This window comes from Marinobacter sp. (assembly GCF_041595835.1).
Classification (GTDB): Bacteria; Pseudomonadota; Gammaproteobacteria; order Pseudomonadales; family Oleiphilaceae; genus Marinobacter.
This window is the reverse complement of the sequence record NZ_JBFHJO010000002.1, coordinates 43,500-69,359: the sequence shown is the minus strand read 5'-3', so window position 1 is coordinate 69,359 and position 25,860 is coordinate 43,500. Positions and strand designations below refer to the sequence as shown.

Below are 25,860 nucleotides of genomic sequence, written 5' to 3'. Positions count from 1 at the left end.
TGAAAGCCGCTTCTGGAGCCGCTTTCAGGGCATTCGTTTTTTTCCGGCGTCTCTGGCATAATAGCGCGCCTGAATTGACCCGATTGTTCAGATTTCCGCCAGTTTTTTGGAGCTACGGCCTGAACAATCACTAAGACATCCCGAGGGCGAGGTCGAAGTGAGCAACACTTATAATGATCTGAATGCAGCACGACTGGTCGAGCTGGCACTTGCAAAGAACGAAGGCCAACTGGCTGCTAACGGTTCTCTAGTGGTAACCACTGGTGAGCGCACCGGCAGGTCTCCGATGGACCGTTTCATCGTTCAGGAGCCCAGCACATCTGACGATATTCACTGGGGTCCGATCAACCGCCCCTTTGACGCCGACAAGTTCGACGCCCTCTGGGATCGCGTTGAAGCCTATATTGCCGAAAAAGACCAGTTCGTGTCTCACGTTCACGTTGGTTCTGACCCAGAGCATTATCTGCCGGTCAAAATGACCACTGAAACCGCCTGGCAAAACCTGTTCGGCCGCAACCTGTTTATCCGCCCGGAGTCTTACAACCCTTCCGACAAGCAGGAATGGCAAATCCTCAACGCAGCTAACTTTGAGTGTGTGCCTGAGCGTGACGGCACCAATTCCGAAGCCTGTGTAATCCTTAACTTTGCCAAGCGCAAAGTACTCCTTGCAGGCATGCACTACGCTGGCGAAATGAAGAAAGCCATGTTCTCCGTGCAAAACTTCCTGCTGCCGGAAAAAGACGTTCTGCCAATGCACTGCTCGGCCAACGTCAGCGAAAATGGCGAAACCTGCCTGTTCTTCGGCTTGTCCGGCACCGGTAAAACGACACTGTCTGCCGACCCGCACCGTTTCCTGATCGGTGACGATGAGCACGGCTGGGGCCCTGGCACAGTCTTCAACATTGAAGGCGGCTGCTACGCCAAGTGTATCGACCTGAGCCAGAAGAACGAACCGATCATCTGGAACGCAATCCGCTTTGGCGCGATTGTTGAAAACGTCGTCATCGATCCGGAAACCCGTGAGCCGGATTACACTGACGTTTCTCTCACAGAAAACTCTCGCTGTGCCTACCCGCTTGAACACGTCGAGAAACGAGTTCTGGAAAACCGGGCTGGCGAACCGTCACACATCATTTTCCTGACCTGTGACATGACGGGCGTTCTCCCTCCAGTTTCTATCCTGAGTCGTGAAGCTGCGGCCTATCACTTCCTGAGCGGCTACACAGCTCTGGTTGGCTCTACCGAGATGGGTTCTTCTTCCAAGCTGAAGTCTACCTTCTCTACCTGCTTTGGTGCCCCATTCTTCCCACGCCCTGCTGGCGTGTACGCTGAACTCCTGATGAAGCGTATCGATGAGTTCGGCAGCAAAGTATTCCTGGTCAACACAGGTTGGACAGGCGGCCCCTACGGTGAAGGCAAGCGCTTCAGCATTCCTACGACCCGCGCCATCATTGCCGCCATTCAGAACGGCGACCTGGACGACGTAGAAACCGAGCACCTGGATGCACTGAATCTGGACGTGCCCAAGCACATCCCGGGTGTAGATAGCGAATTGCTGAACCCACGCACCACCTGGATCAGCCCGGAATACTACGACGGCAAGGCTCAGGAGTTGATTGCTCAATTCGTTGAGAACTTCAAGAAGTTCGACGTAACTGACGCCATTGTTGAAGCTGGTCCGAAGCTGGGCTGAGTTTCAACAATCAAAAAAAGCGCCCTGCGAAAGCACGGCGCTTTTTTTATCCCGGTTTACCGGGAACCTTCCGGCTCCCGAACGCTATGACTGCTTAATGAGCGTAAAACATCAAAGGTACAAAAGCGACCAGAACCAGAGATATTCCCATGGCGATCAGCGGCATAATAATGCGCTCGTGGCGCTGATAGAAAGTCCCGCCCTCCTCTTGTGCAGCCAGTACTTCTGCCTCCCCGACCACTTGCCGGGTAAGTAGATGGTTCAACGCAACAGGAGGACTCAGGTAACCCAACTCGAATGCCACCAGCGTCACCATCCAAAAGTGTACCGGATGAATACCACTGGAATAGGCAATGGTTGCTACCGTCGCTGTAACCAGAATAACCGCACCGAAGGCATCCATTATCATGCCGAGAATGACCAGAATGACCACCATCAACAACATTGCAGACCAGGCACTGTCAAAAGCCTGAGGGAAGACGTCCATAATATGGGAGCGTTCGATAACACCGCCCACACTGACCGAAAGCCCCAGCAACAAAAGCAAAGCCCCGATTTCTGCCGTAGTATCATTAGTTGCATTACGAACACTCCGCTCCAGCCCCTGGTGATTAATTTCACCCGAAGCGCGGCCACTGCGGTTTTTCAAGCCGATGTGCTCATACAGCAAAATCGAAAGCATAATCACCGGCAATAGTCGTGGTGCAGAAAACTCATCCATTTTTACGTCAAGCGCAAACCGGTACAACAACACCACCGACATAATCACCAAGACATATGGAATCAGCGGGCGCAGAGCCATGATGGATGCAGGAAATGCCTCAGAGCTCGGGGCCAGGTTGAACTGGCTTTGTCGATTGACCGTCGTGGCCACCACACCAAACAGCGTCGCTGTTAATACAAATACCCAGATACCCCAGCCGAAGAGCTCATCGGTGGTCACTTCACGATTCAGGTAAGCGATCACCACCACTAACAGGCAGGGCCTCAACACCACACCCAGAGAACCGGACATCGCAGTTGCCGCCAAAGCGAGATGACGCCGGGCACCCGCCGCTCGCAACTCGCTGTATATCACTGCGCCAGCGGCTATAACAAAGATACCAGAGGCTCCGGTGTAGGCCGTCGGAATGGCCGCAACCAGTACAGCGACAACCGCCAACATCTCCGGCGGCATACGCCATGGCCGGAACACGTCGAAGACCAACGTCGCAAGCCTGGTTTGCTTGAGCATCATGCCCACCCAAACATATAGCCCGACATTCAGGAACATGTCCGCCAACTCAACCATCTTTCCGAGATAGATGCCGATCCCGGACGAATGGCCAATTAACGCAAAATAGCTCCCGGAAATCAGACACATCACGGTATACAGAGGTACCGCCATAAAAGCTTTGCTGGGATTACCACCTTCTTCCAGATCATCCGGGACATTGAACAGTCGATACAGGCTGGCCAGCGTCAGGCAGGCAAAACCAATAATCCAGAAATTGTGGAGCAACAACTCCTCACTCGATATGGCCGTACTACTGCCAAGGCTCGACTGCCGGAAGATCACACTCGATCCGAGTAGCATGGCGTTAGCAATGGTCTGGAGGGTCAGGGAAACCGTGTAATCCAACCGGGTTTCCATGGCACGCATAGCAATATGGTGACGAGTCAGTGTTGCGGTAACTGCACACAGCATGACCAGTATCACCAGTGCATAACGCTGGGCAGCAAGACCAAAGGCAATCAGATCCGCAACAAACAGCTCAACGGCCCGATACGCCTTAACCCCCGGGGTAAGATGATCTTTCAGATTTTGATAACTGGCGTGGGCAGCCCGACAATCTGCCACTGAACGCTCTATTGCCAGGCGCACCTCTGCGGGATCTTTCTCATAATCGCCGAGCAGTGCCGCCATGGGGTCGTCCGCAGGGGCGGCTTTGGCCATTTCTTCAGCCACCGCCGCATCAATATCCTGAACAACCTCACATTGTGGTCTCACAGGGTCCATGCGGAGCTTGTAATAGCCACTCCACATCTGTTCCCCACCCCGGAGCATCTGGTTATGGATATCACTGCTAGTCGAGAAAATGACAACAGCAAGTAACAACAGACAGGCTGGCAGTGAAGAGAACCACTCCAGCCCACTACGACTTATTCGACCCTGAGTCATAACAGCCCACTCTGGAATATGACGGTTTACAACAGATCGTCTAGATCCATGGTTTCGACAGGCTCCTGCTGGTCATCCCAGAAAGTGCCGAATTGCCCCATCGGGGTACGATGGCCGGTGTTCTCCATCCAAAGCCTGTCAGATATTGAAACCAGCATGCTTTCAGCCATGGCATCCACAAAACGCCAATCCTCATTCGCGTTATCTGTTTTCACAGATTCTGAGTAATCACGGATGATCGATTTAACCAAGTCACTGTCATTTTTATTGGTTGCTGCGATAGCGTGAAAAACGTGACCCAGGCGAACACCGGCTTTTTTACCCTGCTCCTGTGCTATCGCCAGCCGTTCAAAGGCATCTTCACCTTTTGGTTCGGTGCCTGGAACCATGGCCCATACGGTCGCTCTCAGCGCCATGGGGGCGCCCCACCACTTATTGTTATCCAGACACTGACTTGCCCGGCCAACAACGGAGGCCGTATTAAACGGAACACCAATAGAGGAAGTCGCCTGAACCTGCCCGTTCAAGGCTTGCAAGCCGGACAAAAGCCCCGCCATGTAGATGAACTCATCCATCTCATCATCAAAATCCGGACATTCGCTGTCATCCGGCTTGCCATAATATGCATTATGGTGCTGCCAGCCTTTCAGATAGCGTTTTGCTGCCAGGCTGTAGGCTCGTTTTTTCTGGATAAATGCATCTTCGGCAGCGGTGCCGTCCATCGCATACATCTTCGCAAGCCCTGCAAGCTCATACTCGTTGGCCTTTTCTTCGGCACAACTGCCAGCAGAGAGGTACAGCATAACGGCCAGCTGGTCCGGTTCGCTGGTGACACGACCAAAGGACATCAGCAAGGGTGCGGTTGCTTCACTCATCGCACAACCCATTGCAAGGTCGTCTGATTCCAATAAGTAGGGCACTGTGTGATTACGGGAAAATCCTTGCATCACATCACCAGTGGTTTTGTAGATCATGTTATTCACAACACCACAGCCACTGAGGGCAAAACTTGCTGCCAGTGCTGTCACCAGCCCTCGCCCCCTTACACCAGAAGAATTTGTTTTCCGGAAAACTGCCATAACATCTATACCCTTTTATTCTTGTGCGTGCTCGACAATCGATGCGGACCAAGCTTCCATGCCACGTCTGTGACATTTTGTAACCAGTTGAGCATTATGGCTAAGTTGAGCGCTGGTTAATGAGACAAACCCCGCAAATGACGCCATGAAGGGCGTGTCGCCACAGGCTGGGGTTTGCACATTACAACCAAACACACTATAGATTGCATACGCTGTCTGTATCCGGCAGCTCATACATAGGCAACAATCAAAATAAAAGACAGGAGTACTTCATGCGCAAACCCGAACTAGCTGCCGCCATCGCGGATCAAACCGGGCTCACCCGTGAAAAGGCCAGCGAAGTGGTTAATGCGGTCACCGACCAGATCACTGCGGCAGCAGCGCGAGGTGAAGATATAAGCCTGATCGGCTTCGGAACCTTCTCTGTACGCAAACGGGAAGCTCGGACTGGCAGAAACCCCCAGACAGGAGCCACTATTCAGATAGCCGCCAGCAAAACGGTAGGATTCAAGCCCGGCAAAGCGCTTAAAGAGGCTGTCAGCTGACCGGATTCTGGCCCGCCATCTGGCGGGCCACCGTCAGGTTCAGGTCACGATGCACATTCAGATCTGGAGCCATCAACCCTGCAGCGTATCGCTTTCATTAACTTGATAGCACGCTCGTCATAGACCCCTTCCTCAAGCAACGACAAGCGTACCTTCTGAAGCATCTTGTCGTACTCAGCCGTGTCTTCCTGCGGCAGGTTCACCCATACTTCATCCGGAATACCGGCTTCTGCCTCGGCAATGATGTCGTAGGCCTGATCAATGCGCTTAATAGACTCGTCCCGCACCATTTGAGCGGCATCGTCCGGAAAACGATCACTGTGGATGACCACCTGGAAATTCATATAGCCCAAGGCGTACTTAAAAACTCCGCCCTTAGTGCCAATCCCCTTGTACAACTCCAGAGGCTGATAAGCCACGGCTGGCGCGTAGGCGAAATCAACACTGCCATTATTGAACTTACCGGCAAAGTTCGCAGAGTTAGAGCCCACAACGGATGCGCCTACGTGGCGAACCATACGAACGGAAGCAGTATCGTAGTCGAGCGTAGCGACCCGCTTGCCCTGCAACTTCTCAACGGTATCCAATGTCCTGTCACGGGCATGCAAGTAAACTGCCCCACCCGGGAAAACACCAGCAACTTCGTATGGCCCTTCAATCAGGAACGGACGAGCTTTTGGCTGACTCAGGGTATTGAACAGAAGGCGCATTTCCTGTTCTCCAGGTACCGCTCCCATTGCCTCAAGCGTGCCGGTAAACTTGTTGAACTCCCTGGCCCGGGTGCCGGTTAGCATAACCGCATCACACTGACCGGCCTTAAAGTCTTCTGCCGCCACTTTTTCATCGGTGTAGGCCCGGAGGTCCAGCTTGATACCAGCTTTCAGAGCTACCGGCTGAAACTCTTTAGTGATGGCAAACAGTGGGCCATTGGCACCTACCGGATCGAAAACGCAGAATGTACGCTCAAGCAGTTCCGGCTGAGTCTGAGCGTTGGCCAGGATAGGAGCAGCCATGCCGACACACAGGGCTGCAGCCATAGCTATGCGGGAATATTGTCTTGATTTCACGGGATGACTCCTGATTATTATTGTTGGAAGCTGGCACCATCGAAGCACCAGCAACGTATTGGCTTATTTCAGCCATAATTTGGTTCGGGACAATAGGATACGTTGGCGGAGGTGCCCGGCAGCAAGGCTTTTCCTGAAGTTTGAGCGGAATCTGTGATGGGGTCGACAGAGGCGAGGCCGCCTCTGTCATTCTCAGTCCTTTCTGATCAGTTCATGTCTGACCAGACCGGACGGCCGCCGACCAGCGTCAGTCTGACCCGTCCTTCCAGGTCCTGGCCCAGCACCGGCGCATGCATACCAGAAGACACCAGTGTTTGTACCGAAGGCTGCCACCGGGCAGTCGGATCGAAAATACACAGATCCGCCTCTGCACCTTCCACCAGGTCTGATGATAGACCAATAATACCGGCAGGCCCCTTGGTGAGCGCCACCAGCAATCGCTCCCGGCTTAACTCACCCTTACTGACCAGTCCCAAACCCAGTGACAGCACGCTCTCGATGCTGGAAAGCCCGGGCTCGGTGGCCCCTAACGGCGCCTGTTTGGCGGCGGTATCATGGGGTTGATGCTGACTGACAATGGCGTCAATCAGGCCATTCTGAACACCCGCGACCAAAGCCTTGCGGTCAAGCTCCGAACGTAACGGCGGGCGAACGTGGAAACGGCTGTCAAAGCTCGCCAGAGCCTCTTCGGTGAAGCACAACTGATGCATTGCAACATCAGCGGTGACCGGGATGCCTCGCTTGCGTGCATCGGCCAGCATCTCGACACTTCGTCCGCTGGAAAGCTGACTTAAATGCAGTTTCACACCGGTTTCTTCCGCCAGTAATAACATTTCCATCACGGCCGCGGTTTCTGCCACTTCCGGAATTCCCAACAAGCCCAGGCGAGTAGTCACCTGACCATCGTGAGCATAACCATCGGCAGCCAGTGACTGGTTTTCAGGGCTAAACATGACCGTCAGCCCGAAGGTCTGGGCGTAGGACATGCACCGGCGCAGAATCCGGGCATTTCGAATACCGCGAGAACCATTACCCACCGCGACGCAACCAGCATTTTTCAGGCCCGCCAAATCGCTTAGCAGCTCACCGTCCAGCCCCCGTGTAATCGCCCCTATCGGTAACACCTCTACGGAACCGCGAGAAGCTGCAACATCACGAATCAAATTGGTCACAGCACTGGAATCATTAACCGGCGACGTTTCCGGAGAAGCGCAAACGGTTGTAAAGCCACCGTGGGCCGCCGCAAGGGTTTCTGAAGCGATATTACCTTTCTGACCGTTACCCGGCTCCCGCAGATTGCAGCAAAGATCCACAAAACCCCGGGAGATTACACAACCCCTGGCATCGAACTCCTGTTCTGCTACAGCATTCAGGGCCTCCTCACCAATAGCTGCAATTTTGCCTCCCTGAATCAACAGACCTGGGTTATCTGCTTCTGATGCTGTCCCGTCAAACAGGGTACCGCCGGTAATTTTCAGACTGTCATACTGCTGCCCAACCTTCATGCCCGGCCCCCTTCCATTGCCACCTGCGTTTGCTGGCGTTCCGCCACCTGCCCACCCATCGCCATGGACATCACCGCCATGCGAATAGCAATACCATTGGTTACCTGATTAAGAATCACTGATTGAGGGCCGTCTGCGACCGCTGACTCAATCTCCACACCCCGGTTAATCGGGCCAGGATGCATCACAATACAATCCGGCTTGGCCAGAGCCAGTTTTTCCTGATTAAGACCGTACAGGCGATAAAATTCACGCTCACTCGGCAATAAAGCCCCTTCCATGCGCTCATTCTGAAGCCTCAGCATAATCACCACATCCAGATCTTTCATACCCCGGACCATGTCGTATTCCACGGTACACCCCAGATCTTCCACATCCCGAGGAAGCAAGGTGCCAGGCGCAATCACTCGAACCTCTTCAGCCCCCAACTCATTCAACGCACGAATCTGAGAACGGGCCACTCGGGAATGAAGAATGTCACCTACAATTGCCACCTTCAGACCAGCGAAGGAGCCCTTTTTCTGACGGATGGTCAGCATGTCGAGCATAGCTTGAGTAGGGTGTGCGTGCCGGCCATCTCCTGCGTTGATAATCGCCACGCCAGGAGTCACGCTCTGAGCAATAAAATGCGGCGCACCACTCTGGGAGTGCCGGACCACAAACATATCGCTCGCCATGGCCTCAAGATTCAGTAAGGTGTCGGAGAGCGATTCGCCCTTGGAAGTAGCAGAAGTGGATATGTTCAGATTAAGTACGTCTGCAGACAGACGCTTGGCCGCCAACTCAAATGTACTACGGGTGCGGGTACTGGATTCAAAGAACAGGTTTACAACGGTACGCCCCCTCAATAGGGGGACTTTCTTAATACTGCGTTCTCCCACCTCAATAAAGGAATCGGCGGTGTCCAGAATGTCCGTGAGCAGCTCGCGGTTCAGGCCATCCAGGGTAAGAAAATGCCGCAACTGACCATCCCGGGTCAGCTGCAAGTGGTTCGGGGAAGGGTCATTCGCGGTCATGGCTCGCCTGTTGTCAGTTGGGAGGTGTTACTGCCCGGTTTCCTGAAGTTCAATGTGCAACGGTTCGGGACCGCGCAGTTTTACTCGTTGATGGGCTTCCAGTTCAAGGACTTTGCCGACCACATCCGGCTGAATCGGCAACTCTCTGGCGCCCAGATCAATCAATGTAGCCAGTATGATACTGGCTGGACGGCCGTAATCGAAGATCTCGTTCATAGCGGCCCTGATCGTTCGCCCACTCATAATGACATCATCAACCAAAATTATATCTCGACCTTCAGTGTCGAAACCCAGGCTGGACGGCGTGACCTTCGGGTTCAGCCCGATGCGACTGAAATCGTCCCGATAGAAGGAGATATCAAGTTCCCCGAGAGGCTGTTCCAGACCGAGACGCTTGTTGAGAACATCCGCCACCCAGACGCCACCAGTGCGAATACCGATCAACGCCGGGTTGTCGACACCACGCTGTTCCAAAACCCTGCGTAAACCGGTTTCCAGTTCGTCAAGTAACTGGTTGATATCAAGCAATGCAGTCATTAAAACCTCATCAATCAGGTCAGCCGGCCTGTTCCCGGCACCAGGTTTCCAGTATCAATACGGCGGCCAGGTCATCAACACCATGCCGACCGAAATCCCGGCTACCACCAGCGGCCATCACATGGCCTTTTGCTTCGAAACTGGTCAGGCGCTCATCCACCATTTCAACGGGCACATGATAGCGGCCGTGCAGCCGCTTTCCGAACTTCCGGGCCCGGGCACACATATCGTTTTCAGTATCATCCATGTTCAACGGCAAGCCGACCAGAACCAGGTCTGGCTGCCACTCTTCCAGCAATTTTTCAATGTGACGCCAGTCCGGAATTCCATCGCGGGCTGGAATCATCGCCAGCGGCTGGCCGGTACCCAGCATTTCCTGGCCCGTGGCCACACCGATGCGCCGAGTACCGAAGTCAAACGCCAGAACGCTTCGGTTACCGGAATCAGGCATGACCCACCGAATCGCTAAGCTGATTCAAATCCACCCCGATCAGCCGCAGTACAGCTTCATAACGCTGTTCGACCGGCGTGCGGAAAAGTACTTCTGTATTGGCCGGGCATGTCAGCCAGGCACTGCTACCGAGCTCTTCTTCCAATTGACCTTCACTCCAGCCTGAATAGCCAAGAGCAACAAAAAATTCATGCGGCCCATCATCCTGCCCGATACTTTCCAGCACATCCCGGGACGTCGTCAGCAAGACATCGTCGGTCACCTGCGCGGTATTCTGCCACTTACGGCCCGGTGAGTGCAGGACAAACCCCCTTTCGGGCTGAACCGGCCCACCGGCGAACACCGGCAAATCCAGCTCTCCCCCCTGCAGGTCGAGCTGCTCCAGGATTTCACCCAGATGAATACCCAGCGGCTGATTGATCATCAACCCCAGAGCTCCGCTCTCAGAATGCTCACACAGATAGATAACGCTACCATGGAAACGAGGGTCTGAAAGCCACGGGGAAGCCGCCAGAAAGTGGTGTTTTAGACTGCCGGCAGACTGAATATCATTCATCATCCTGAACTGAGCCCCCGCTTCTGAAATGACCAGGTCCGTATGATTTCCAGCTCATCGGCTTCTTTTCGCATCGCCTCCGGGAAAGGTGCAAAAGGCGCAGCCATACGAACAATTCGGATCGCCGCATCGTCCAGCACTGAACTACCAGAAGACTGGAGAATAGCCACTTCCTTGATTGTGCCATCTTTCCTGATAGATACCAGCATCCTCAAATCGCCATAAATCCCGGCGCGGCGCGCCTCTGTCGGATAATTAATATTACCGATCCGGGTCACCTTGCTTACCCAGTCCTGCACATACCAGGCATTATTGGACTTTAAAGTAGACGCTGCGGTTACCCGCATAACCCGGGGTTTACGTGCATATGCCTGTTGCTGAGCATCAAACCGGGCCTCAAGACTGGCGATTTCAAGGCTGCGCTCCATCAGCGTTCGCCGTTCACTCCTGGGCAATGGCTCCTGCTCTACGAGATCATCAGGTTGCACGACCTTACGGCTAGCGCTCAGGGTATCGACCACAGCCCGTTCATAGACTGGTGCAGAGGCCGTGGTGGTTTGAGGTTCCGGCTGCACCTGGACAACCTCCGGTTGAGAAGAGTCTGCGGGCTGGGGCGAGGTCATTTCCAGCGGCTCATCTTCTGTTCCGCTGCCCTGCTGGTTGGTCTGGGCGAGAAAATCAGCCTTATCCGGAGCTGCCTCGTCTTCAAACTGCGATAGAGTGATCTCCATGGTTTGCGCCGAGGGGCTCGGCAACTCCGGCGCAAACGTAATACCCAGCACCACAACGGCGTGAACCACCACTGCCATGAAAAGGGTAAAGGAAAACCGGTCGAAATCGCTTACCTGAACTGCCATCACTTGTCCTGATTCTGCATCCCGGGCCTGCTTCAGCCTTGTTTCAGGTGCCGTTCCACCGCATCCATTAACATGCCGGCGATATCGATCCCGTACTGAGCATCCAACTCCCTGATACACGTGGGGCTGGTAACATTGATCTCGGTGAGGTAATCACCAATGACATCAAGCCCGACAAACATTAACCCTTTCTGCCTGATCACCGGTGCAACCCGTGCACAGATTTCCCGGTCACGGGTCGTCAGCTCACGCCCTTCGCCACGACCACCTGCCGCCAAGTTCCCGCGATTTTCGCCCTGGGAAGGAATTCGTGCAAGGGCATAGGGCACCGGCTCGCCATCAATCAGCAGTATGCGCTTGTCGCCGTCAGAGATTTCAGGAATGAACTTCTGGGCCATAGCCTGATGTTCACCATGGTTAGTCAGGGTTTCAATGATGACACCAAGGTTGGCGTCATTCTCTTTCACCCGGAAGATCGAGCGACCACCCATACCATCTACCGGCTTCATAATAATGTCGCCATGCTCCGCGTAAAACTCCCGGAAGCGCTTGGACGAGCGAGTGACAACAAGCGGTGGCGTTAAATCCTCAAACTGCGTGGCAAACAGTTTCTCATTGCAGTCCCTGAGCGTTGCTGCCGGGTTAACCACATATGCGCCCTGCTGCTCTGCCGCTTCGAGGATATAGGTAGCCATCAGGAATTCACGATCAACAGGAGGGTCCTTGCGCATCAGGATCACATCCAGATCACCCAGCGCTATGTCCTGGGAGGGGCCATATCTGAACCAGTCCTCGGGATTATTATGCACCGTCAGGCTTCGGGTGTTGGCTCGGGCCTGACCACCGGCCAGATACATGTCCTGGAGTTCCATGTATTCGATTTCCCAACCGCGGTTCTGTGCGGCCAGCAGCATCGCCAGTGAACTGTCTTTCTTAAACTGAATATCCTCAATGGGATCCATCACTATCCCGAGCCGGATTGTCATAGTGTCTCCTGGAGTATCAAATTGGAAATCTGCGAAACATGCCACTGAAAACAAGAACCGGTCAGCAGAGCGAACCGCAAATAAAGTGTTATGCTGATGATGGTATTGTACCCCAGCCACGAATGCATCCGGAGAAATCCTGAGCTGAATACGTGACGAGGAATGCAGAAGTACATTTAGTCACAAACTAATACTTTTTATCCAGCCATGGATACTCTATAAATGAGAAGGGTTTATAGAACAACCTTAAGGTTTGTGTTAAAACCCTCCTTAAATTATGACACCCGCTCGAGCGCAAGGCAGTCGGACAATGGATGACAACTTCGAGAACTTGAAGATCATGGTGATCGACGATAGCAAGACCATTCGTCGCACCGCAGAAACCCTCTTGAAAAAGGTTGGCTGTGAGGTCATTACTGCCACTGACGGCTTTGACGCTCTGGCCAAAATCGCCGATTCCCAGCCGGACATCATCTTCGTTGATATCATGATGCCTCGCCTGGATGGCTATCAGACCTGCGCTTTGATCAAAAACAACTCCTCTTTCAAGAAGACACCGGTCATTATGCTGTCGAGCAAAGACGGCCTGTTTGATAAAGCAAAAGGGCGCATCGTAGGCTCGGACCAGTATCTGACTAAACCGTTCAGTAAGGATGAACTGCTCAATACCATCCGCCAATACACGTCTCAGGCGGAACAGTAAAACCTGCTGACACCCAGAACCATCGAGGAAGCCATGGCTCGCATTTTGATTGTTGACGATTCGCCAACTGAAGTTAAAAAAATCTCCACCATTCTGGAAAAGCACAAGCATGAAGTGCTGACCGCTGACAACGGCGCAGATGGTGTTGCCAAAGCCCGCGCAGAAACACCCGACCTGGTGCTAATGGACGTTGTCATGCCGGGCCTTAATGGTTTTCAGGCTACCCGCCAGCTAACCCGCGCACCGGAAACAGCTTCTATTCCCGTCGTTATCGTTACCACTAAAGATCAGGAGACTGATCGCGTGTGGGGAACCCGTCAGGGTGCCAAGGGTTACCTGGTAAAACCAGTTAACGAAGACGACCTGATCAAAACAATCAATAGCCTGATTGCCTGATCCTTCGCCGTGGAGTTAAGCATGTCCGCCCAGGCCGCCCCCTTTGCCGTTCTGACGGATATCGCCCAGCGCAGCCGGTCTATGGCCTCTGGCTTGCCGGAGCAAGAGAAAGCTGTTGAGCTGTGGAACGGCATCGGCTTCATTCTGGCCGGTGAACGCTACGTAGCTCCCATGGGCGACGTTACTGAAATCCTGCACGTACCCCGGTTCACGCACATCCCCGGGGTGCGCCCGTTTATGATGGGCGCCGCCAACGTTCGGGGCCGACTCCTGCCTCTGGTAGATCTCGCCAGCTTTTTTGGCATTCCCCGGTCATCGCGCAGCCTGCGCGAGCGCCGGGTTCTGGTCATTGAACAAGGCGACATTTTCAGTGGTTTGGTCGTAGACAGCGTTTTAGGCATGCAATATTTCGCAAAAGACAGTTTCAGAGCCAACCCGAAAGGGGTGCCTGACAGCGTTCAACCGTTTGTAGATGGCGGTTATGAGCGCAACGAAGAGATCTGGAATGTGTTCTCCGCCGCCGACCTGGTGGATGACGAACACTTTCTTGATGTCGCACAGTGGTAAGGGTGATGGTACTGGCAGGAACGTCACCCTGACCGTCTGAAACCAGATACAACAACTTGCCATTTCCAGAAGAAAGAGGCCGGGAGCCAGAAGATGAAAAACAGAGCCGGAAGACTCAGTATGGGACAGGGAGGCAACAAGCTGGTTGCAGGCCTGATCGCAGCGCTGATTGCACTCACTATCCTGCTCGTTGTGGTGCTGTTCATCATCAACAAAGACAGCCAGAACGATCAGGAATACATTGCTAACACCGCGGAAATGCGCGTGCTCTCTCAGGAGGTCGCTAAAAACGCAACCGAAGCAGCCGGCGGTACTGCCGAAGCCTTCGACCAGCTTAGCCGTTCCCGGGATGAGTTCCAGCAACTCTGGACAAATGTAACCCAGGGCAACCCCGAAACCGGCCTCCCTGCCAGTGAGCTGGCTCAGAAGAGCGATACTCAGAAGCACTGGAACCGGGTTCGTGAAAATGCCGACAGTATTCTGTCTACCCGAGAAGCGGTACTTGGCCTTCACGAAGTAGCCCGCACGCTCAACGAAACCATTCCTCAGCTACAGGTAGAGTACGATGACATTGTACAAATCCTGCTGGATAATGGAGCTCCGGCCGAGCAGATATCCCTCGCTCAACGCCAGTCTCTCCTTGCTGAGCGTATTGTTCGCTCTGTAAACAACGTACTTTCCGGTGATGAAGATGCGGTTATCGCAGCCGACCGTTTCGGCCGTGACGCCAGCCTTTTCGGCCGCGTTCTGGATGGCCAGCTTAACGGCAGTCCTGGCATGGGTATCACCCAAGTAGCTGACGAAGACGCCATTTACGGCCTGGAAGCGGTTGACGAGCTGTTCGAGTTCGTTTCCCAGAACGTAGATGCCATCCTTGAAGCCTCTCCCGACCTCTTCAAGGTTCGTACAGCCGCCAGCGACATTTTCCAGAACTCAGAAGTTCTATTGGATGAACTGTCCACTCTGGCGGACGACTTCGGTTCACAAGCCAATTCGCGTCTGATTAACGCAACCCTCGCCTTCTTTATTCTGGCAGCCATGATTGCGATTGTAGTCTTCATCGGTTTCGCTCTTTACCGTGATGCTCAATCTCGTCTGGCATCTACGCAGGAACAGAACGAGCAAAACCAGAATGCAATCCTGCGACTACTGGATGAACTGGCCGACCTCGCAGACGGTGACTTGACTACTGAGGCCACCGTTACGGAAGACTTCACTGGTGCGATTGCAGACTCCATCAACTTCGCGATCGACCAGATGCGCGGGTTGGTACAAGCGATTCGTGGCACCGCCGTGCGAGTAGCTTCAGCGGCTCAGGAATCCCAGGCCACAGCAATGCACCTGGCCGATGCTTCCGAGCATCAGGCCCAGGAAATTGCAGGCGCCTCTGCGGCCGTTAATGAAATGGCCGTTTCCATCGACCAGGTATCTTCAAACGCTGCAGAGTCTTCTGCGGTTGCGGAACGGTCGGTTGCGATCGCGAAGAAAGGCGCGGAAGTGGTACAAAACACCATCCGCGGCATGGACAATATCCGTGAGCAGATTCAGGAAACATCGAAACGGATCAAACGCCTCGGTGAATCTTCCCAGGAAATCGGCGACATCGTATCTCTGATCAACGACATTGCCGACCAAACTAACATTCTGTCTCTGAACGCGGCCATCCAGGCCTCCATGGCCGGTGATGCCGGCCGGGGCTTCGCAGTTGTTGCGGACGAAGTTCAGCGGCTTGCGGAACGCTCCTCTGCCGCAACCAAGCAGATTGAGGCTCTGGTTAAGACGATCCAGTCTGACACCAACGAAGCCGTTATCTCCATGGAACACACCACCGCGGAAGTGGTACGTGGTGCCCGCCTGGCACAAGATGCGGGTATCGCACTCGAGGAAATCGAGAACGTATCCATGAGCCTGGCGGAACTGATTCAGAACATCTCCAACGCCGCACGTCAGCAATCGTCCTCTGCTGCACACATTTCCAACACGATGAACGTCATCCAGGAAATCACCTCGCAGACGTCTTCCGGTACCAATGCGACCGCGAAGTCTATCGGGAACCTGGCCGAAATGGCGTCTGAGCTGCGGTCTTCTGTTGCCGGCTTCACTCTGCCGGACGAAGAAGCCACCAGCGAAGAGGACGAAAACAGCGACGTCCCGGTGGTCAGCTGACCATCGGGCCGGGGCAGATAGAGGTTTATGGCTCACACGCATAACCAGTTGTCACCCAAGGAAGGTATCTGGGCACTGCGCAAGCTTCCTGATATGGATGAAGCGCAGTTCAATCAGTGGCAAACCCTGCTGGAACACCGGACAGGGATGACACTGCCCCCCGATCGCCGTTCATTTCTGGAGACCAATCTGAGTATCCGGATGCGGGAAATTGGCTGCAGCAGCTATCAGGCCTACTACGAAAAAATCGTAACGGGCCCGGAGGCTGTCCGAGAGTGGGCAACACTGGTAGACCGGCTGACGGTTCAGGAAACCCGCTTTTTCCGGGATCCCGATGCCTGCAGGCTGGTAGCTGATTATGTAATGACTCGTCCCCGGGAACAGCTAAAAGCCCGGGCTATTGAAGCATGGAGTGTGGGTTGCTCAACCGGCGAAGAGCCATACACCCTGGCCATGATTCTTGATGAGTGCATTGAACAGTTAGGCATGCGGCCTCTGTATGGCGTTACCGGCTCAGATATCAGCCAGCCTGCCATCGAGAAAGCCAGACAAGGGCTGTTCAGTGCCCGCAAGCTACTGGGCATGGATGAAGACATGAAGTCCCGGTATTTCCGACCTGCTGAGCGGAATACCATAAAAATTGTGAACCGCATCCGTGACCGGGTGTGCTTTGCCAGGCTCAACGTTCTGGATCTGGACAAAGCGCCCATGCACGGCATGAACATTATCTTCTGCCAGAACCTGCTGATTTATTTCCGCCGCTGGCGCCGGCGCGAAATCGTCAAACGGCTTGCAGAGCGTCTGGCACCGGGGGGGTTACTGGTGCTGGGCCAAGGCGAACTGACCGACTGGCAGCCGCCTGGCCTGCAGAGGGTTCCCTCGGAAAAAGTGCTGGCGTGGATCAAACGTCAGTCCGACGAAGAATAACCGGAGTGGTTATGGGCAATCACCATGACAGTATCGCCCTCGACTGGGTTCGGGGCGAAATACAGGACACGCTGACTCAGGGTCAGCATGCACTCGAAGCGTACGTTGACAATCGTGACGATACCGCGCGCCTGCGCTTCTGCCTGAACTACCTTCACCAGGTGCATGGCACGCTGCAGATGGTGGAGCTCTACGGTGCAGCACTGCTTACCGAAGAGATGGAAAAACTCACCCAGGCCATTCTGAATGATGCTGTTGTTAACATAGACGACGCTCTTGAAGTCTTGATGCAGGCCATTCTCCAATTGCCTCAGTATCTGGAGCATATCGGAAGCAGCCAGGACGACTTCCCGATGGTTCTGCTGCCGTTGCTGAATGACCTGCGAGCGGCCCGCGGTGAATCGCTCCTGTCTGACACCTCACTCTTCAAGCCTGACCTCGCGCCTTCTCGCCTGAAGGTTACCGGCAAGGTTTCTGAGCGGCTGCAAGATCCAAAAGTGCTCGGACATCTTCGTAAACTGCGTCAGATGTACCAGTTTGCGCTTGCAGGGGTCGTTCGCGAGGAAGATCTTGACGCCCACTTCGGCTACATGCAGAAAGTCATAGCCCGACTTTGCCGGCTTTGTCAGCAAACAGCCAGGGGTGAACTCTGGAAAGCCGCAGGTGCCTTTGTCGAAACTCTGGAAGCACGAGTTAATCCGGTCAACACGGCCGTCAAATCTCTGCTTCGTGAACTCGACAGCGAAATACGAAAACTGACGGACGAGCACGCCGACATCCTGCTACAACCGGTTCCGGAAGCCTTATTCAAGAACCTGTTGTATTACGTAGCCCGCGCCAGAGATCTGGACCGCCCGCAGGTCAATTATTTGCGCAAGACATACCAACTTGCAGATGCCCTGCCCTCAGATGATGACGTCAGTGCAGCCCGTAATCGGGTTTCCGGCCCAGGCCGGGATGCCATTCACTCGGTCGTCAGTGCGCTGAATGAAGAACTTGGCCGCCTGAAAGATCAGCTCGACCTCTTCGTGCGCGCAGAACACCGCCAGAACAATGAACTCGACGACCTCCTGCCCAGTATGCGTCAGGTTGGCAACACCCTCGCAGTCCTTGGCCTCGGTATTCCGCGAAAAGTAGTAACCGAACAGATTGAACTGGTTGAAAAACTGTGCTGCCAGGCTGAAGTCATAGATGACGGAACCCTGATGGATATTGCCGGCGCACTGCTCTACGTCGAGGCAAGCCTTGCCGGCCTGGATACTGACCACCATCCTGAAGCCTCGGCCAGCACCAACGAAACCGGCTCCGCCAATATCGGTTCCAGAGAAATTACTGAAGCCAGCGAAGCGCTGATCAGAGAATCCCGGAACACTCTGGAGCAGGCAAAATCGGCCATCGTAAACTTCATTGCATCCCAGTGGGACACCCAGGAAATTGAACATGTACCCGGTTTGCTTCACAGCATTCGGGGTGGTCTGAGTCTGGTGCCGGTGGAGCGCGTACCTGAAATGCTGGACTCCGCCGAGCGTTACGTTTCCGACGTCTTGCTAGCCAACAAACAAATCCCTGACTGGCGTCAACTGGATACCCTCGCTGATGCTGTCACCAGTATCGAGTACTACCTGGAACGTCTGGCCGAGGGGATCAGCGACAACGACGCCATCCTCCAGATCGCTGAAGACAGTTTGGCCAGCCTGGGTTTCCCGGTTGGGCAAGAGCCTACCTGGGGCCGGGCCTCCGATTCCGACACAGACGCAACAGAAGACGTTCCCGTACTGGAAGAGGTGCCGCAAGAAGAACCCGAACAGCAACAAAAAAGCTCGGACAGCGAATTGCTGGATGACGAAATTCTGGGAATTTTTGTTGAAGAAGCTGAAGAGGTTCTGGAAACCATCCATGAATATTACCCCCGGCTTCGCCAGGATCATGCCGACCGTGATGCACTGACCGAAGTAAGGCGTGCCTACCACACCCTGAAAGGCAGTGGCCGGCTTGTTGGCGCCACCAGCCTGGGTGAACTGGCCTGGTCTGTTGAAAACCTGCTGAATCGGGTAATCGACCAGTCTCTGAAGCCAACGGAAGACATGTTCACGCTGGTGGACGACGTGAATATGCGAATCCCTGATCTGATTCAGGAATTTCGCCGTGGTGAAACTACAGGTGACGTTGAGGCTCTTATCGCTCGTGCCGAGGCCCTTGCTACAACTCGCCGCACAGATACCTCCGCACCGGAAGTTCCAGACTCCGGCGAAGCTCTTGAGCCCACTATTGAGACTTCAGCCAGGGACTCACAGCCTGCTACTCCGCCGGAAGCGACCGATGAACATGAACCGGCCACCAATCTTCCTGAATCGGCGGCCGAAGGCGAAGACGATCTCATCGACGATGAGATTCTGGAAATATTTATCGAAGAAGCGAGCGAAGTGCTCGACACCATTCGTGAATATCTACCTATGCTACTCCGCCAACCTGACGACCGGAGTGCCCTGGCCGAAGTGCGCCGCGCATTCCACACGCTGAAAGGTAGTGGCCGCATGGTCAATGCCACTGTCATTGGCGAGCTATCGTGGTCTATCGAGAACCTGCTTAACCGTATTATAGACGGCAGCATTTTCATGAATGACGACATCTCGCAGCTACTGCAGGATGTGACAAGTGTCATTCCAACGTTGGTCCGTAATTTTGAAAACCGTGTAGCTGCCTCGGTAGACACCTCCGGTTTTGAAGCCCGGGCTTACGCGCTGGCCAGCGGTGAGCTACCGGATACTTCAGCCATGCCGGCCGCGGAATCGGCAGAGACTCACCTGCAGCCTGCCGCTCAGGGTATCGAAACCCTGGCTGACAACGCAGGTTCAGAGCAGCAGTCCCTTGATGATGTTGATCTGGTCCTGCTCGAAATTTTCGAGCAGGAAGCTCAAACACACCTGCAGACAATTCAGAACTACCTGTCAGCCGCTGGCAACAAACCTGCTGCCGTCTATACAGATGAACTTTCCAGGGCTCTGCATACCCTCAGGGGCAGTGCTAACACTGCGGGCATTTCGCCCATTGCGACCGTAATCACGCCTCTTGAGCGATTTATTAAAGAAGCCCGGGCGCAAAACAAGCGAGCCAATCAAGATGTTCTGGAATTGCTCGCCAACGCAAGTAGCTTCCTCACCCAAGGCTTGGCGCAGATTCATGTCAACCCTCAGGCAGAGCTTGACGGCACCGCAGACTATCTCGAAAAACTCGAGAGAATCAGCAAGCTGACACTGCAAGCCCAACACGACGACGATGAAGCACAGCCCGCGGCTCAAGTATCGACACAACTGGTCCAGCTATTCCTGGGTGAAGGCCTGGACATTGTTCTGGATGCCGAGACCATTCTTGATGAATGGGCTGAGAACCCGACCGAAACCAGTGCCCTGACAACACTGCGTAGCGAGCTCGAAACCCTGACCGATGGCGCCGCAGATGCCGGCCTGGCCGACGTAGCCAATCTGGCCGATGCGCTGACCAGACTCTACGGCGCTGTCGCCGCACAAGGTTTGTCAAAAACTGACATTTTCTTCAGCACCGCCCGTTATGCCCAGGAACAACTGATCAACCTGATGGATCAGGTTGCTGCTGGCCTGGCCACGGATCCTTGTGACAAACTCATTCTTGACTTGAACGCTCTCACCGAAGCAATACACCGAAACGAGCCGGATGAGTTTGAGCAACAATTCACAGAAGATCTGGAAGAGATCGACCTGAGCCTCGAGATCAACGATCTGGATGACCAAGGCCTGACCTCCGAAAGTATTACCCTGCAGTCACCGCCGGAATCTTTCGAAGATGACAGTGAAATGGACGATGAGCTCGCAGCCATCTTCCTGGAAGAAGCCCGGGACCTCATCAACAGTTCTGCAGAAACCTTACAGAGCTGGAATGAGGACACCGAAAACCTCGATATCCTCCGTTTGCTTCAGAGAGATCTGCACACTCTCAAGGGCGGCGCACGTTTAGCTGATATTAAGGCGATTGGCGACCTTTCCCACGAACTTGAAAATCTGTTCGAAGGTCTGACCGAGCACAAGTTCTCGGTTAACGACAAACTTTCGGATCTGCTGTTCCGCTGTCATGACCGCCTGGCCAGTATGGTCGATGCGCTTGAAGCGCAAGAACAACCAAAGCCAGCACCTGACCTGAATCAGGAAATCCAGGATTACATTTCGGATTCCCGGAGCGCCCGACCGGTCACCGACATCACCCCCCTTGAAGAGCAGCCAGAAGGCTCAGAGCCTGACAGAGCCGGTGATCACGAATCAGCTCTCACAGAAATCGAAAGCGCCTCAACTGAGGAGGATGTGGCTGACCTGTCTCATCTCGACCCGGAACTGCTTGGCATATTCCTGGAAGAAGCTTACGACCTGATCAACTCTACCGGCAGCGCCCTGCATACCTGGAGTGAAGACCCATCAGATCGTGGCGTTGCCGCGGAGCTCCAGCGTGATGTACACACCCTTAAGGGTGGCGCGCGCATGGCAGGTGTTGATGCCATTGGTGACCTTACTCACGTTTTAGAAGACCTCTTTGAGAAAGTCGCCGAAGGCCAGCTAGAAGCAAGCAGCTCCATGATGGACCTGCTGTTTGCTTGCCATGACCAGCTGGCCCAGATGGTCGAGCAGGTTGCCACACAGAAACCATGCCCGGCAGCCAGGCAGCTGGAAGAACAGGTTAAGGCGATTCTGAAGGGAGAAAGCCTGCCGGAAGCTGAAGAGCCGATACCCGAACAGGAACAATCCGAAACCGTCCAGGATATCAGCGAGGAAAGCGAAGCTGATTCACAGGAAGTCCTGCCAACGTCAGCAGATGACGACATCCTCAGCATCTTCCTGGACGAAGGGCTGGAAATTCACGACTCTATCACCGAGACCCTGAACCAGTGGCGTGAGGATCCGGAAGAACTCACGACTGTTATTGCGCTTCGACAAGAGCTGCATACTCTCAAGGGGGGGGCCCGCCTGTCAGACGTAGACGCCGTCGCCGACCTGGCTGAAGCCTGGGCTCATGCTCTGGACGAGGTTGTCAGCGGAAGTAAACGCCCGGAAACAGCCCTCGCCCTCAGTGATCGCGCACTTGCCAGCTTTAAAACCATGCTGGGTGCGATTGAAGAAGGCAGAAAGCCTGAGCTCGACTTCAGCCTCATTGATAGCTTAAGCCAGACCGAAGAGCAGGTTACTGAGACACATCAACAAGTTAGTGAGCAACCGGATACCGGCTCTGTTGAAGCCGTAGATCCTGAAGTGCTGGAAATCTTCCTGGAAGAGGCCAGCGAAATCATGGATCAGCTGGAGCAGGTGCTGGCTGACTGGCACAAAGAGCCTGCCAACCAACACTTTAATCAGGAGGCTCAGCGGGCCATGCACACCCTCAAGGGTGGTGCTCGTCTGTCTCAGCTTTCCGGTCTGGGAGATAAAGCCCACACCTTTGAAACGCTGCTGATTGACCTGGGCAGCACTGCTCCTACTGAAGAACAGTGGCAAGAGATCGCCCGGCACCACGATGGCATCATCGCAATGGTGGCGGACGTTCGTACCCGATATGAACAAGGCTCAGCCTTGCCTCAGCCAGAACCAGCGCAATCCGCGGGCGAACCGGTGGCCGAAGTAGCTGACACAATGCCAGAGCCGAAAGCTCCGGCACAACCGGCTGCACAACCTCAGAAACCAGTGCGGAAGCCTTCGAGATCTCGTGGCAACAGGGCCGCCGAAGCTCAGCGTGCCGCTCAGGAAACCATTCGGGTTTCTGCGCCTTTGCTGGACGAGTTGGTCAACCTGGCAGGTGAAACCAGTATCACCCGGGGCCGTCTGGAACAACAGTCCAGCGATTTCAGCCACACTCTGGATGAAATGGCCGCCACCATCGAGCGCCTGCGAGAACAGCTGCGCCGAATGGAAATCGAAACTGAAACTCAGATTCTGTTCCGTGCCGAACAGGAGCATGGCGCAGATTATGGCGATGATTTCGATCCCCTCGAAATGGACCGGTATTCGTCGATTCAGCAGCTGTCACGAGCTCTGACCGAGTCGTCTTCTGACCTGGCAGACCTTCGGGAAACTCTGGCGGATCGTGTTCGCGACACTGAAACCTTGCTGGTTCAGCAGTCCCGGATTAACACGGAACTCCAGGAAGGTCTGATGAAGACCCGAATGATCCCGTTCTCCTCCACAGTACCCAGGCTGCGCAGGATTGTCCGGCAAATCAGCGGTGAGCTAGGTAAGAAGGTTGAGTTCGATGTCCGCAACGCCGAAGGCGAAATGGACAGAACCATTCTTGAACGCATGGTTGCGCCTTTGGAGCACATGCTCCGGAATGCTCTCGACCATGGCATCGAAACGCCAGAAGAGCGCCAGCAGGCCGGTAAGCCCGTAACTGGCGAAGTCACTCTGTCACTCACCCGTGAAGGCGGTGATGTGGTTCTTCGCATGATCGACGATGGTAAAGGCATACCATCGGATGTGATCCGGGACAAAGCCATTCGTCAGGGCCTGATGCGTGCAGATGAAGCGCTGTCTGAACGGGAAATCCTGCAATTCATTCTGCAACCCGGCTTTTCAACGGCCCAAAAGGTCACCCAGATTTCCGGACGGGGTGTGGGGATGGACGTCGTCGCCAGCGAAATCAAACAACTTGGCGGCAGCCTTGATATCGATTCGACCTTTGGCCACGGCACAACCTTTACCGTACGCCTGCCATTTACAGTATCGGTAAACCGCGCGCTGATGGTTTCTACCGGCGAAGACTTCTATGCCATCCCGCTCAACACCATTGAAGGTATTGTTCGGGTCAGCACGTATGAGCTGGAAGAGTATTACAAGCCTGACGCCCCCATGTACGAATATGCCGGCCAGCAATACCGGCTTCAGTACCTTGGCAACCTGCTGAACAGCGACCATCATCCCAAGCTTCAGGGGCAGGCTCTGCCACTACCGGTCATTCTGGTACGGGGTGCAGAGCAACCTCTGGCACTGCAAGTTGACCAGCTGATGGGTAGCCGGGAAATTGTTGTTAAGTCTCTTGGACCGCAGTTCAGCACTGTTCGCGGTGTGTCTGGCGCAACCATTCTCGGTGACGGTAACGTCGTTGTGATCCTCGACCTTCCAGCCATGATTCGCTCGGATATTTTGTCGGACCGCCAGCGTCTCGCCAGTCTGGCCAAAGACCGGGGAAGCAAACGTTACGAAGAACAGGTCACCACGGTTATGGTGGTGGATGACTCGGTTACCGTACGCAAGGTTACTTCGCGCCTGCTGGAGCGGAACGGTATGGAAGTCATTACGGCCAAAGACGGTCTGGATGCAGTAGCACAACTTCAGGATCACCGCCCGGACGTTATCCTGCTGGATATCGAAATGCCCCGGATGGATGGCTTCGAAGTGGCCAGTTTTGTGCGCCACGATGAAAGCCTTAAAGACACGCCGATCTGCATGATCACCTCTCGAACCGGTGAAAAACACCGTGAGAGAGCCCTGGCTATCGGCGTGAATGAATATCTGGGTAAGCCATTCCAGGAGTCTGTGCTGCTTGAGACCATCAAACGGCTAACTGAGACCAAGTGATGTCCGGGCGGGCCGGTCGACCACGGGTCGGAATTGTTTCTGATGAGGCGCTACAGCGTCGACGGCTACAGGAAGCAACCGAAAAATTCGGTCTTGAGAGCTGTTTTTCAGGAGGTCCGGACAGGCTAATCGCCTATCCGGATTTTCCGGAAGCAGCACTTTGGCTGGTCACCCTGCAAGACGAGGCTGACCACCCTACCTTTTTCGATCATTTGCTGGAAAATACAGATGCTCCGGTCCTGTTCGGTGTCGACCTTGCGCCAAAGCCTGGCGGTACCGACTATTTCCGTTGGGAGCGGCGACTCATAGATAAGCTGGAGCGCCAGCTCGGCCCTCTGGAAGAGCTGGACACCGCTAACGACCTCGAGGAACTGGTTGAGACAGAGCCCGAACCCCAAACGTCACCGGAATTACCCCACTGGATTACTCCGGCAGCACCAGACTCTTTAGCAGACGAGATCTGGATACTGGGCGCCTCGCTGGGCGGCCCTGCAGCGGTGAAGACTTTTCTGGATAACCTGCCGCCCGGGTTGCCTGTCGGTTTTATCTACGCCCAACACATTGACGGCAACTTTACCGATGTTTTGACCCGGGTTTTGGGCCGCCACGCCCACTATCAGCTACGGCGGGCAGAAGAAGGTTACCAGGTGCATAATGGCGATGTTGTACTGATGCCGGTTGAACATGAGTGGTCCTTTGACCACGAAGGTCGTTTCACCCAATCAGACAGACCATGGCCCGGCCCCTATGGCCCCTCTATTGATCAGGTTTTGCTCAATGTAGCAGACCATTATGGCAAACGCTGTCATGCTATTCTTTTTTCGGGCATGGGCAATGACGGTGCCATTGCGGCGCCGATGCTCAAAGCCTATGGTAGCCGGATATGGGTTCAGGAAAGCCATGGCTGCGGCAATAGTTCCATGCCTGAATCCGTCGCTGCAACCGGCTGTACCAGTTTTTGTGGTACACCAGAACAGCTGGCTGCAGAGCTGGTAAAAACCATTGAGAACAACTGCCTGCTCAAAGGCCGGCAAAAACGGGATTCTGCCTGAGGAAACATGC

Annotated in this window: 19 protein-coding genes; 9 read left to right on the top strand and 10 right to left on the bottom strand. The window is 54.5% G+C overall.

Features of this window, described 5'->3' with window-relative positions:
- Positions 1 to 157 precede the first annotated feature (157 nt).
- Entirely contained in the window at positions 158 to 1,693 is a 1,536-nt protein-coding gene (locus ABYA77_RS01600) for a phosphoenolpyruvate carboxykinase (protein WP_372964179.1), read from the top strand.
- A 94-nt stretch (positions 1,694 to 1,787) separates the two neighbouring features.
- Here the strand turns inward: ABYA77_RS01600 and ABYA77_RS01595 are convergent, their stop codons facing one another.
- Positions 1,788 to 3,854, bottom strand: a complete 2,067-nt coding sequence (locus tag ABYA77_RS01595; protein WP_372964178.1) for a TRAP transporter large permease subunit — start codon at positions 3,852 to 3,854, stop codon at positions 1,788 to 1,790.
- A gap of 26 nt (positions 3,855 to 3,880) precedes the next feature.
- Entirely contained in the window at positions 3,881 to 4,882 is a 1,002-nt protein-coding gene (locus ABYA77_RS01590) for a hypothetical protein (RefSeq protein ID WP_372964177.1), read from the bottom strand.
- 323 nt (positions 4,883 to 5,205) lie between these two features.
- On the opposite strand from ABYA77_RS01590, the gene ABYA77_RS01585 reads away from it, so the two are divergent.
- Entirely contained in the window at positions 5,206 to 5,478 is a 273-nt protein-coding gene (locus ABYA77_RS01585) for an HU family DNA-binding protein (RefSeq protein ID WP_372964176.1), read from the top strand.
- 44 nt (positions 5,479 to 5,522) lie between these two features.
- Here ABYA77_RS01585 and ABYA77_RS01580 read toward each other — a convergent pair whose 3' ends face one another.
- From ABYA77_RS01580 to gshB, 8 genes are all read right to left on the bottom strand, one after another.
- Positions 5,523 to 6,515, bottom strand: coding sequence for a putative solute-binding protein (locus tag ABYA77_RS01580; RefSeq protein ID WP_372964272.1), 993 nt, complete (start codon positions 6,513 to 6,515; stop codon positions 5,523 to 5,525).
- Between the two features lie 236 nt (positions 6,516 to 6,751).
- Positions 6,752 to 8,050, bottom strand: a complete 1,299-nt coding sequence (locus tag ABYA77_RS01575) for a dihydroorotase family protein (protein ID WP_372964175.1) — start codon at positions 8,048 to 8,050, stop codon at positions 6,752 to 6,754.
- Positions 8,047 to 9,066 carry an aspartate carbamoyltransferase catalytic subunit gene (locus ABYA77_RS01570; protein WP_372964174.1) on the bottom strand — a complete coding sequence of 340 codons (1,020 nt, stop codon included), beginning with the start codon at positions 9,064 to 9,066 and terminating at the stop codon, positions 8,047 to 8,049. The genes ABYA77_RS01575 and ABYA77_RS01570 overlap by 4 nt, the downstream gene beginning before the upstream one ends.
- A gap of 27 nt (positions 9,067 to 9,093) precedes the next feature.
- Positions 9,094 to 9,603, bottom strand: coding sequence for a bifunctional pyr operon transcriptional regulator/uracil phosphoribosyltransferase PyrR (pyrR, locus tag ABYA77_RS01565; protein WP_372964173.1), 510 nt, complete (start codon positions 9,601 to 9,603; stop codon positions 9,094 to 9,096).
- 19 nt (positions 9,604 to 9,622) lie between these two features.
- A complete protein-coding gene (ruvX, locus tag ABYA77_RS01560) occupies positions 9,623 to 10,054 on the bottom strand; it encodes a Holliday junction resolvase RuvX (RefSeq protein WP_372964172.1) in 432 nt (143 codons plus the stop codon).
- Positions 10,047 to 10,613 (bottom strand): YqgE/AlgH family protein, encoded by a 567-nt coding sequence (locus tag ABYA77_RS01555; protein WP_372964171.1) that lies wholly within the window; start codon positions 10,611 to 10,613, stop codon positions 10,047 to 10,049. The genes ruvX and ABYA77_RS01555 overlap by 8 nt, the downstream gene beginning before the upstream one ends.
- Positions 10,610 to 11,467, bottom strand: coding sequence for a TonB family protein (locus tag ABYA77_RS01550; RefSeq protein ID WP_372964170.1), 858 nt, complete (start codon positions 11,465 to 11,467; stop codon positions 10,610 to 10,612). The genes ABYA77_RS01555 and ABYA77_RS01550 overlap by 4 nt, the downstream gene beginning before the upstream one ends.
- Before the next feature lie 32 nt (positions 11,468 to 11,499).
- Positions 11,500 to 12,453, bottom strand: a complete 954-nt coding sequence (gene gshB / locus ABYA77_RS01545; RefSeq protein ID WP_372964169.1) for a glutathione synthase — start codon at positions 12,451 to 12,453, stop codon at positions 11,500 to 11,502.
- A gap of 310 nt (positions 12,454 to 12,763) precedes the next feature.
- Between gshB and pilG the strand changes: the two genes are divergently transcribed.
- The 7 genes from pilG to ABYA77_RS01510 all read left to right on the top strand — a co-directional run bounded on the left by pilG (position 12,764) and on the right by ABYA77_RS01510 (position 25,850).
- A complete protein-coding gene (gene pilG, locus ABYA77_RS01540; protein WP_372964168.1) occupies positions 12,764 to 13,156 on the top strand; it encodes a twitching motility response regulator PilG in 393 nt (130 codons plus the stop codon).
- A 33-nt stretch (positions 13,157 to 13,189) separates the two neighbouring features.
- On the top strand, positions 13,190 to 13,552 hold the full coding sequence (pilH, locus tag ABYA77_RS01535; RefSeq protein WP_011787171.1) for a twitching motility response regulator PilH: 363 nt from the start codon (positions 13,190 to 13,192) through the stop codon (positions 13,550 to 13,552).
- 21 nt (positions 13,553 to 13,573) lie between these two features.
- A complete protein-coding gene (locus tag ABYA77_RS01530) occupies positions 13,574 to 14,119 on the top strand; it encodes a chemotaxis protein CheW (RefSeq protein WP_372964167.1) in 546 nt (181 codons plus the stop codon).
- Between the two features lie 93 nt (positions 14,120 to 14,212).
- A complete protein-coding gene (locus ABYA77_RS01525; RefSeq protein WP_372964166.1) occupies positions 14,213 to 16,285 on the top strand; it encodes a methyl-accepting chemotaxis protein in 2,073 nt (690 codons plus the stop codon).
- A 27-nt stretch (positions 16,286 to 16,312) separates the two neighbouring features.
- Positions 16,313 to 17,212, top strand: a complete 900-nt coding sequence (locus tag ABYA77_RS01520; RefSeq protein ID WP_372964165.1) for a protein-glutamate O-methyltransferase CheR — start codon at positions 16,313 to 16,315, stop codon at positions 17,210 to 17,212.
- Between the two features lie 11 nt (positions 17,213 to 17,223).
- The gene (locus ABYA77_RS01515) at positions 17,224 to 24,798 is read left to right on the top strand and encodes an Hpt domain-containing protein (protein WP_372964164.1); all 7,575 of its coding nucleotides are present in this window, start codon (positions 17,224 to 17,226) and stop codon (positions 24,796 to 24,798) included.
- A complete protein-coding gene (locus ABYA77_RS01510; protein WP_372964163.1) occupies positions 24,798 to 25,850 on the top strand; it encodes a chemotaxis protein CheB in 1,053 nt (350 codons plus the stop codon). The genes ABYA77_RS01515 and ABYA77_RS01510 overlap by 1 nt, the downstream gene beginning before the upstream one ends.
- Positions 25,851 to 25,860: the final 10 nt, after the last annotated feature.

Coding starts and splice junctions, on each gene's coding strand:
- ABYA77_RS01595 (WP_372964178.1), bottom strand. CDS start 3,854: ATGACTCAGGGTCGAATAAGTCGTAGTGGGCTGGAGTGGTTCTCTTCA.
- ABYA77_RS01585 (WP_372964176.1), top strand. CDS start 5,206: ATGCGCAAACCCGAACTAGCTGCCGCCATCGCGGATCAAACCGGGCTC.
- ABYA77_RS01580 (WP_372964272.1), bottom strand. CDS start 6,515: ATGGCTGCAGCCCTGTGTGTCGGCATGGCTGCTCCTATCCTGGCCAAC.
- ABYA77_RS01575 (WP_372964175.1), bottom strand. CDS start 8,050: ATGAAGGTTGGGCAGCAGTATGACAGTCTGAAAATTACCGGCGGTACC.
- ABYA77_RS01570 (WP_372964174.1), bottom strand. CDS start 9,066: ATGACCGCGAATGACCCTTCCCCGAACCACTTGCAGCTGACCCGGGAT.
- pyrR (WP_372964173.1), bottom strand. CDS start 9,603: ATGACTGCATTGCTTGATATCAACCAGTTACTTGACGAACTGGAAACC.
- ruvX (WP_372964172.1), bottom strand. CDS start 10,054: ATGCCTGATTCCGGTAACCGAAGCGTTCTGGCGTTTGACTTCGGTACT.
- ABYA77_RS01555 (WP_372964171.1), bottom strand. CDS start 10,613: ATGATGAATGATATTCAGTCTGCCGGCAGTCTAAAACACCACTTTCTG.
- ABYA77_RS01550 (WP_372964170.1), bottom strand. CDS start 11,467: ATGGCAGTTCAGGTAAGCGATTTCGACCGGTTTTCCTTTACCCTTTTC.
- gshB (WP_372964169.1), bottom strand. CDS start 12,453: ATGACAATCCGGCTCGGGATAGTGATGGATCCCATTGAGGATATTCAG.
- pilG (WP_372964168.1), top strand. CDS start 12,764: ATGGATGACAACTTCGAGAACTTGAAGATCATGGTGATCGACGATAGC.
- pilH (WP_011787171.1), top strand. CDS start 13,190: ATGGCTCGCATTTTGATTGTTGACGATTCGCCAACTGAAGTTAAAAAA.
- ABYA77_RS01530 (WP_372964167.1), top strand. CDS start 13,574: ATGTCCGCCCAGGCCGCCCCCTTTGCCGTTCTGACGGATATCGCCCAG.
- ABYA77_RS01525 (WP_372964166.1), top strand. CDS start 14,213: ATGAAAAACAGAGCCGGAAGACTCAGTATGGGACAGGGAGGCAACAAG.
- ABYA77_RS01520 (WP_372964165.1), top strand. CDS start 16,313: ATGGCTCACACGCATAACCAGTTGTCACCCAAGGAAGGTATCTGGGCA.
- ABYA77_RS01515 (WP_372964164.1), top strand. CDS start 17,224: ATGGGCAATCACCATGACAGTATCGCCCTCGACTGGGTTCGGGGCGAA.
- ABYA77_RS01510 (WP_372964163.1), top strand. CDS start 24,798: ATGTCCGGGCGGGCCGGTCGACCACGGGTCGGAATTGTTTCTGATGAG.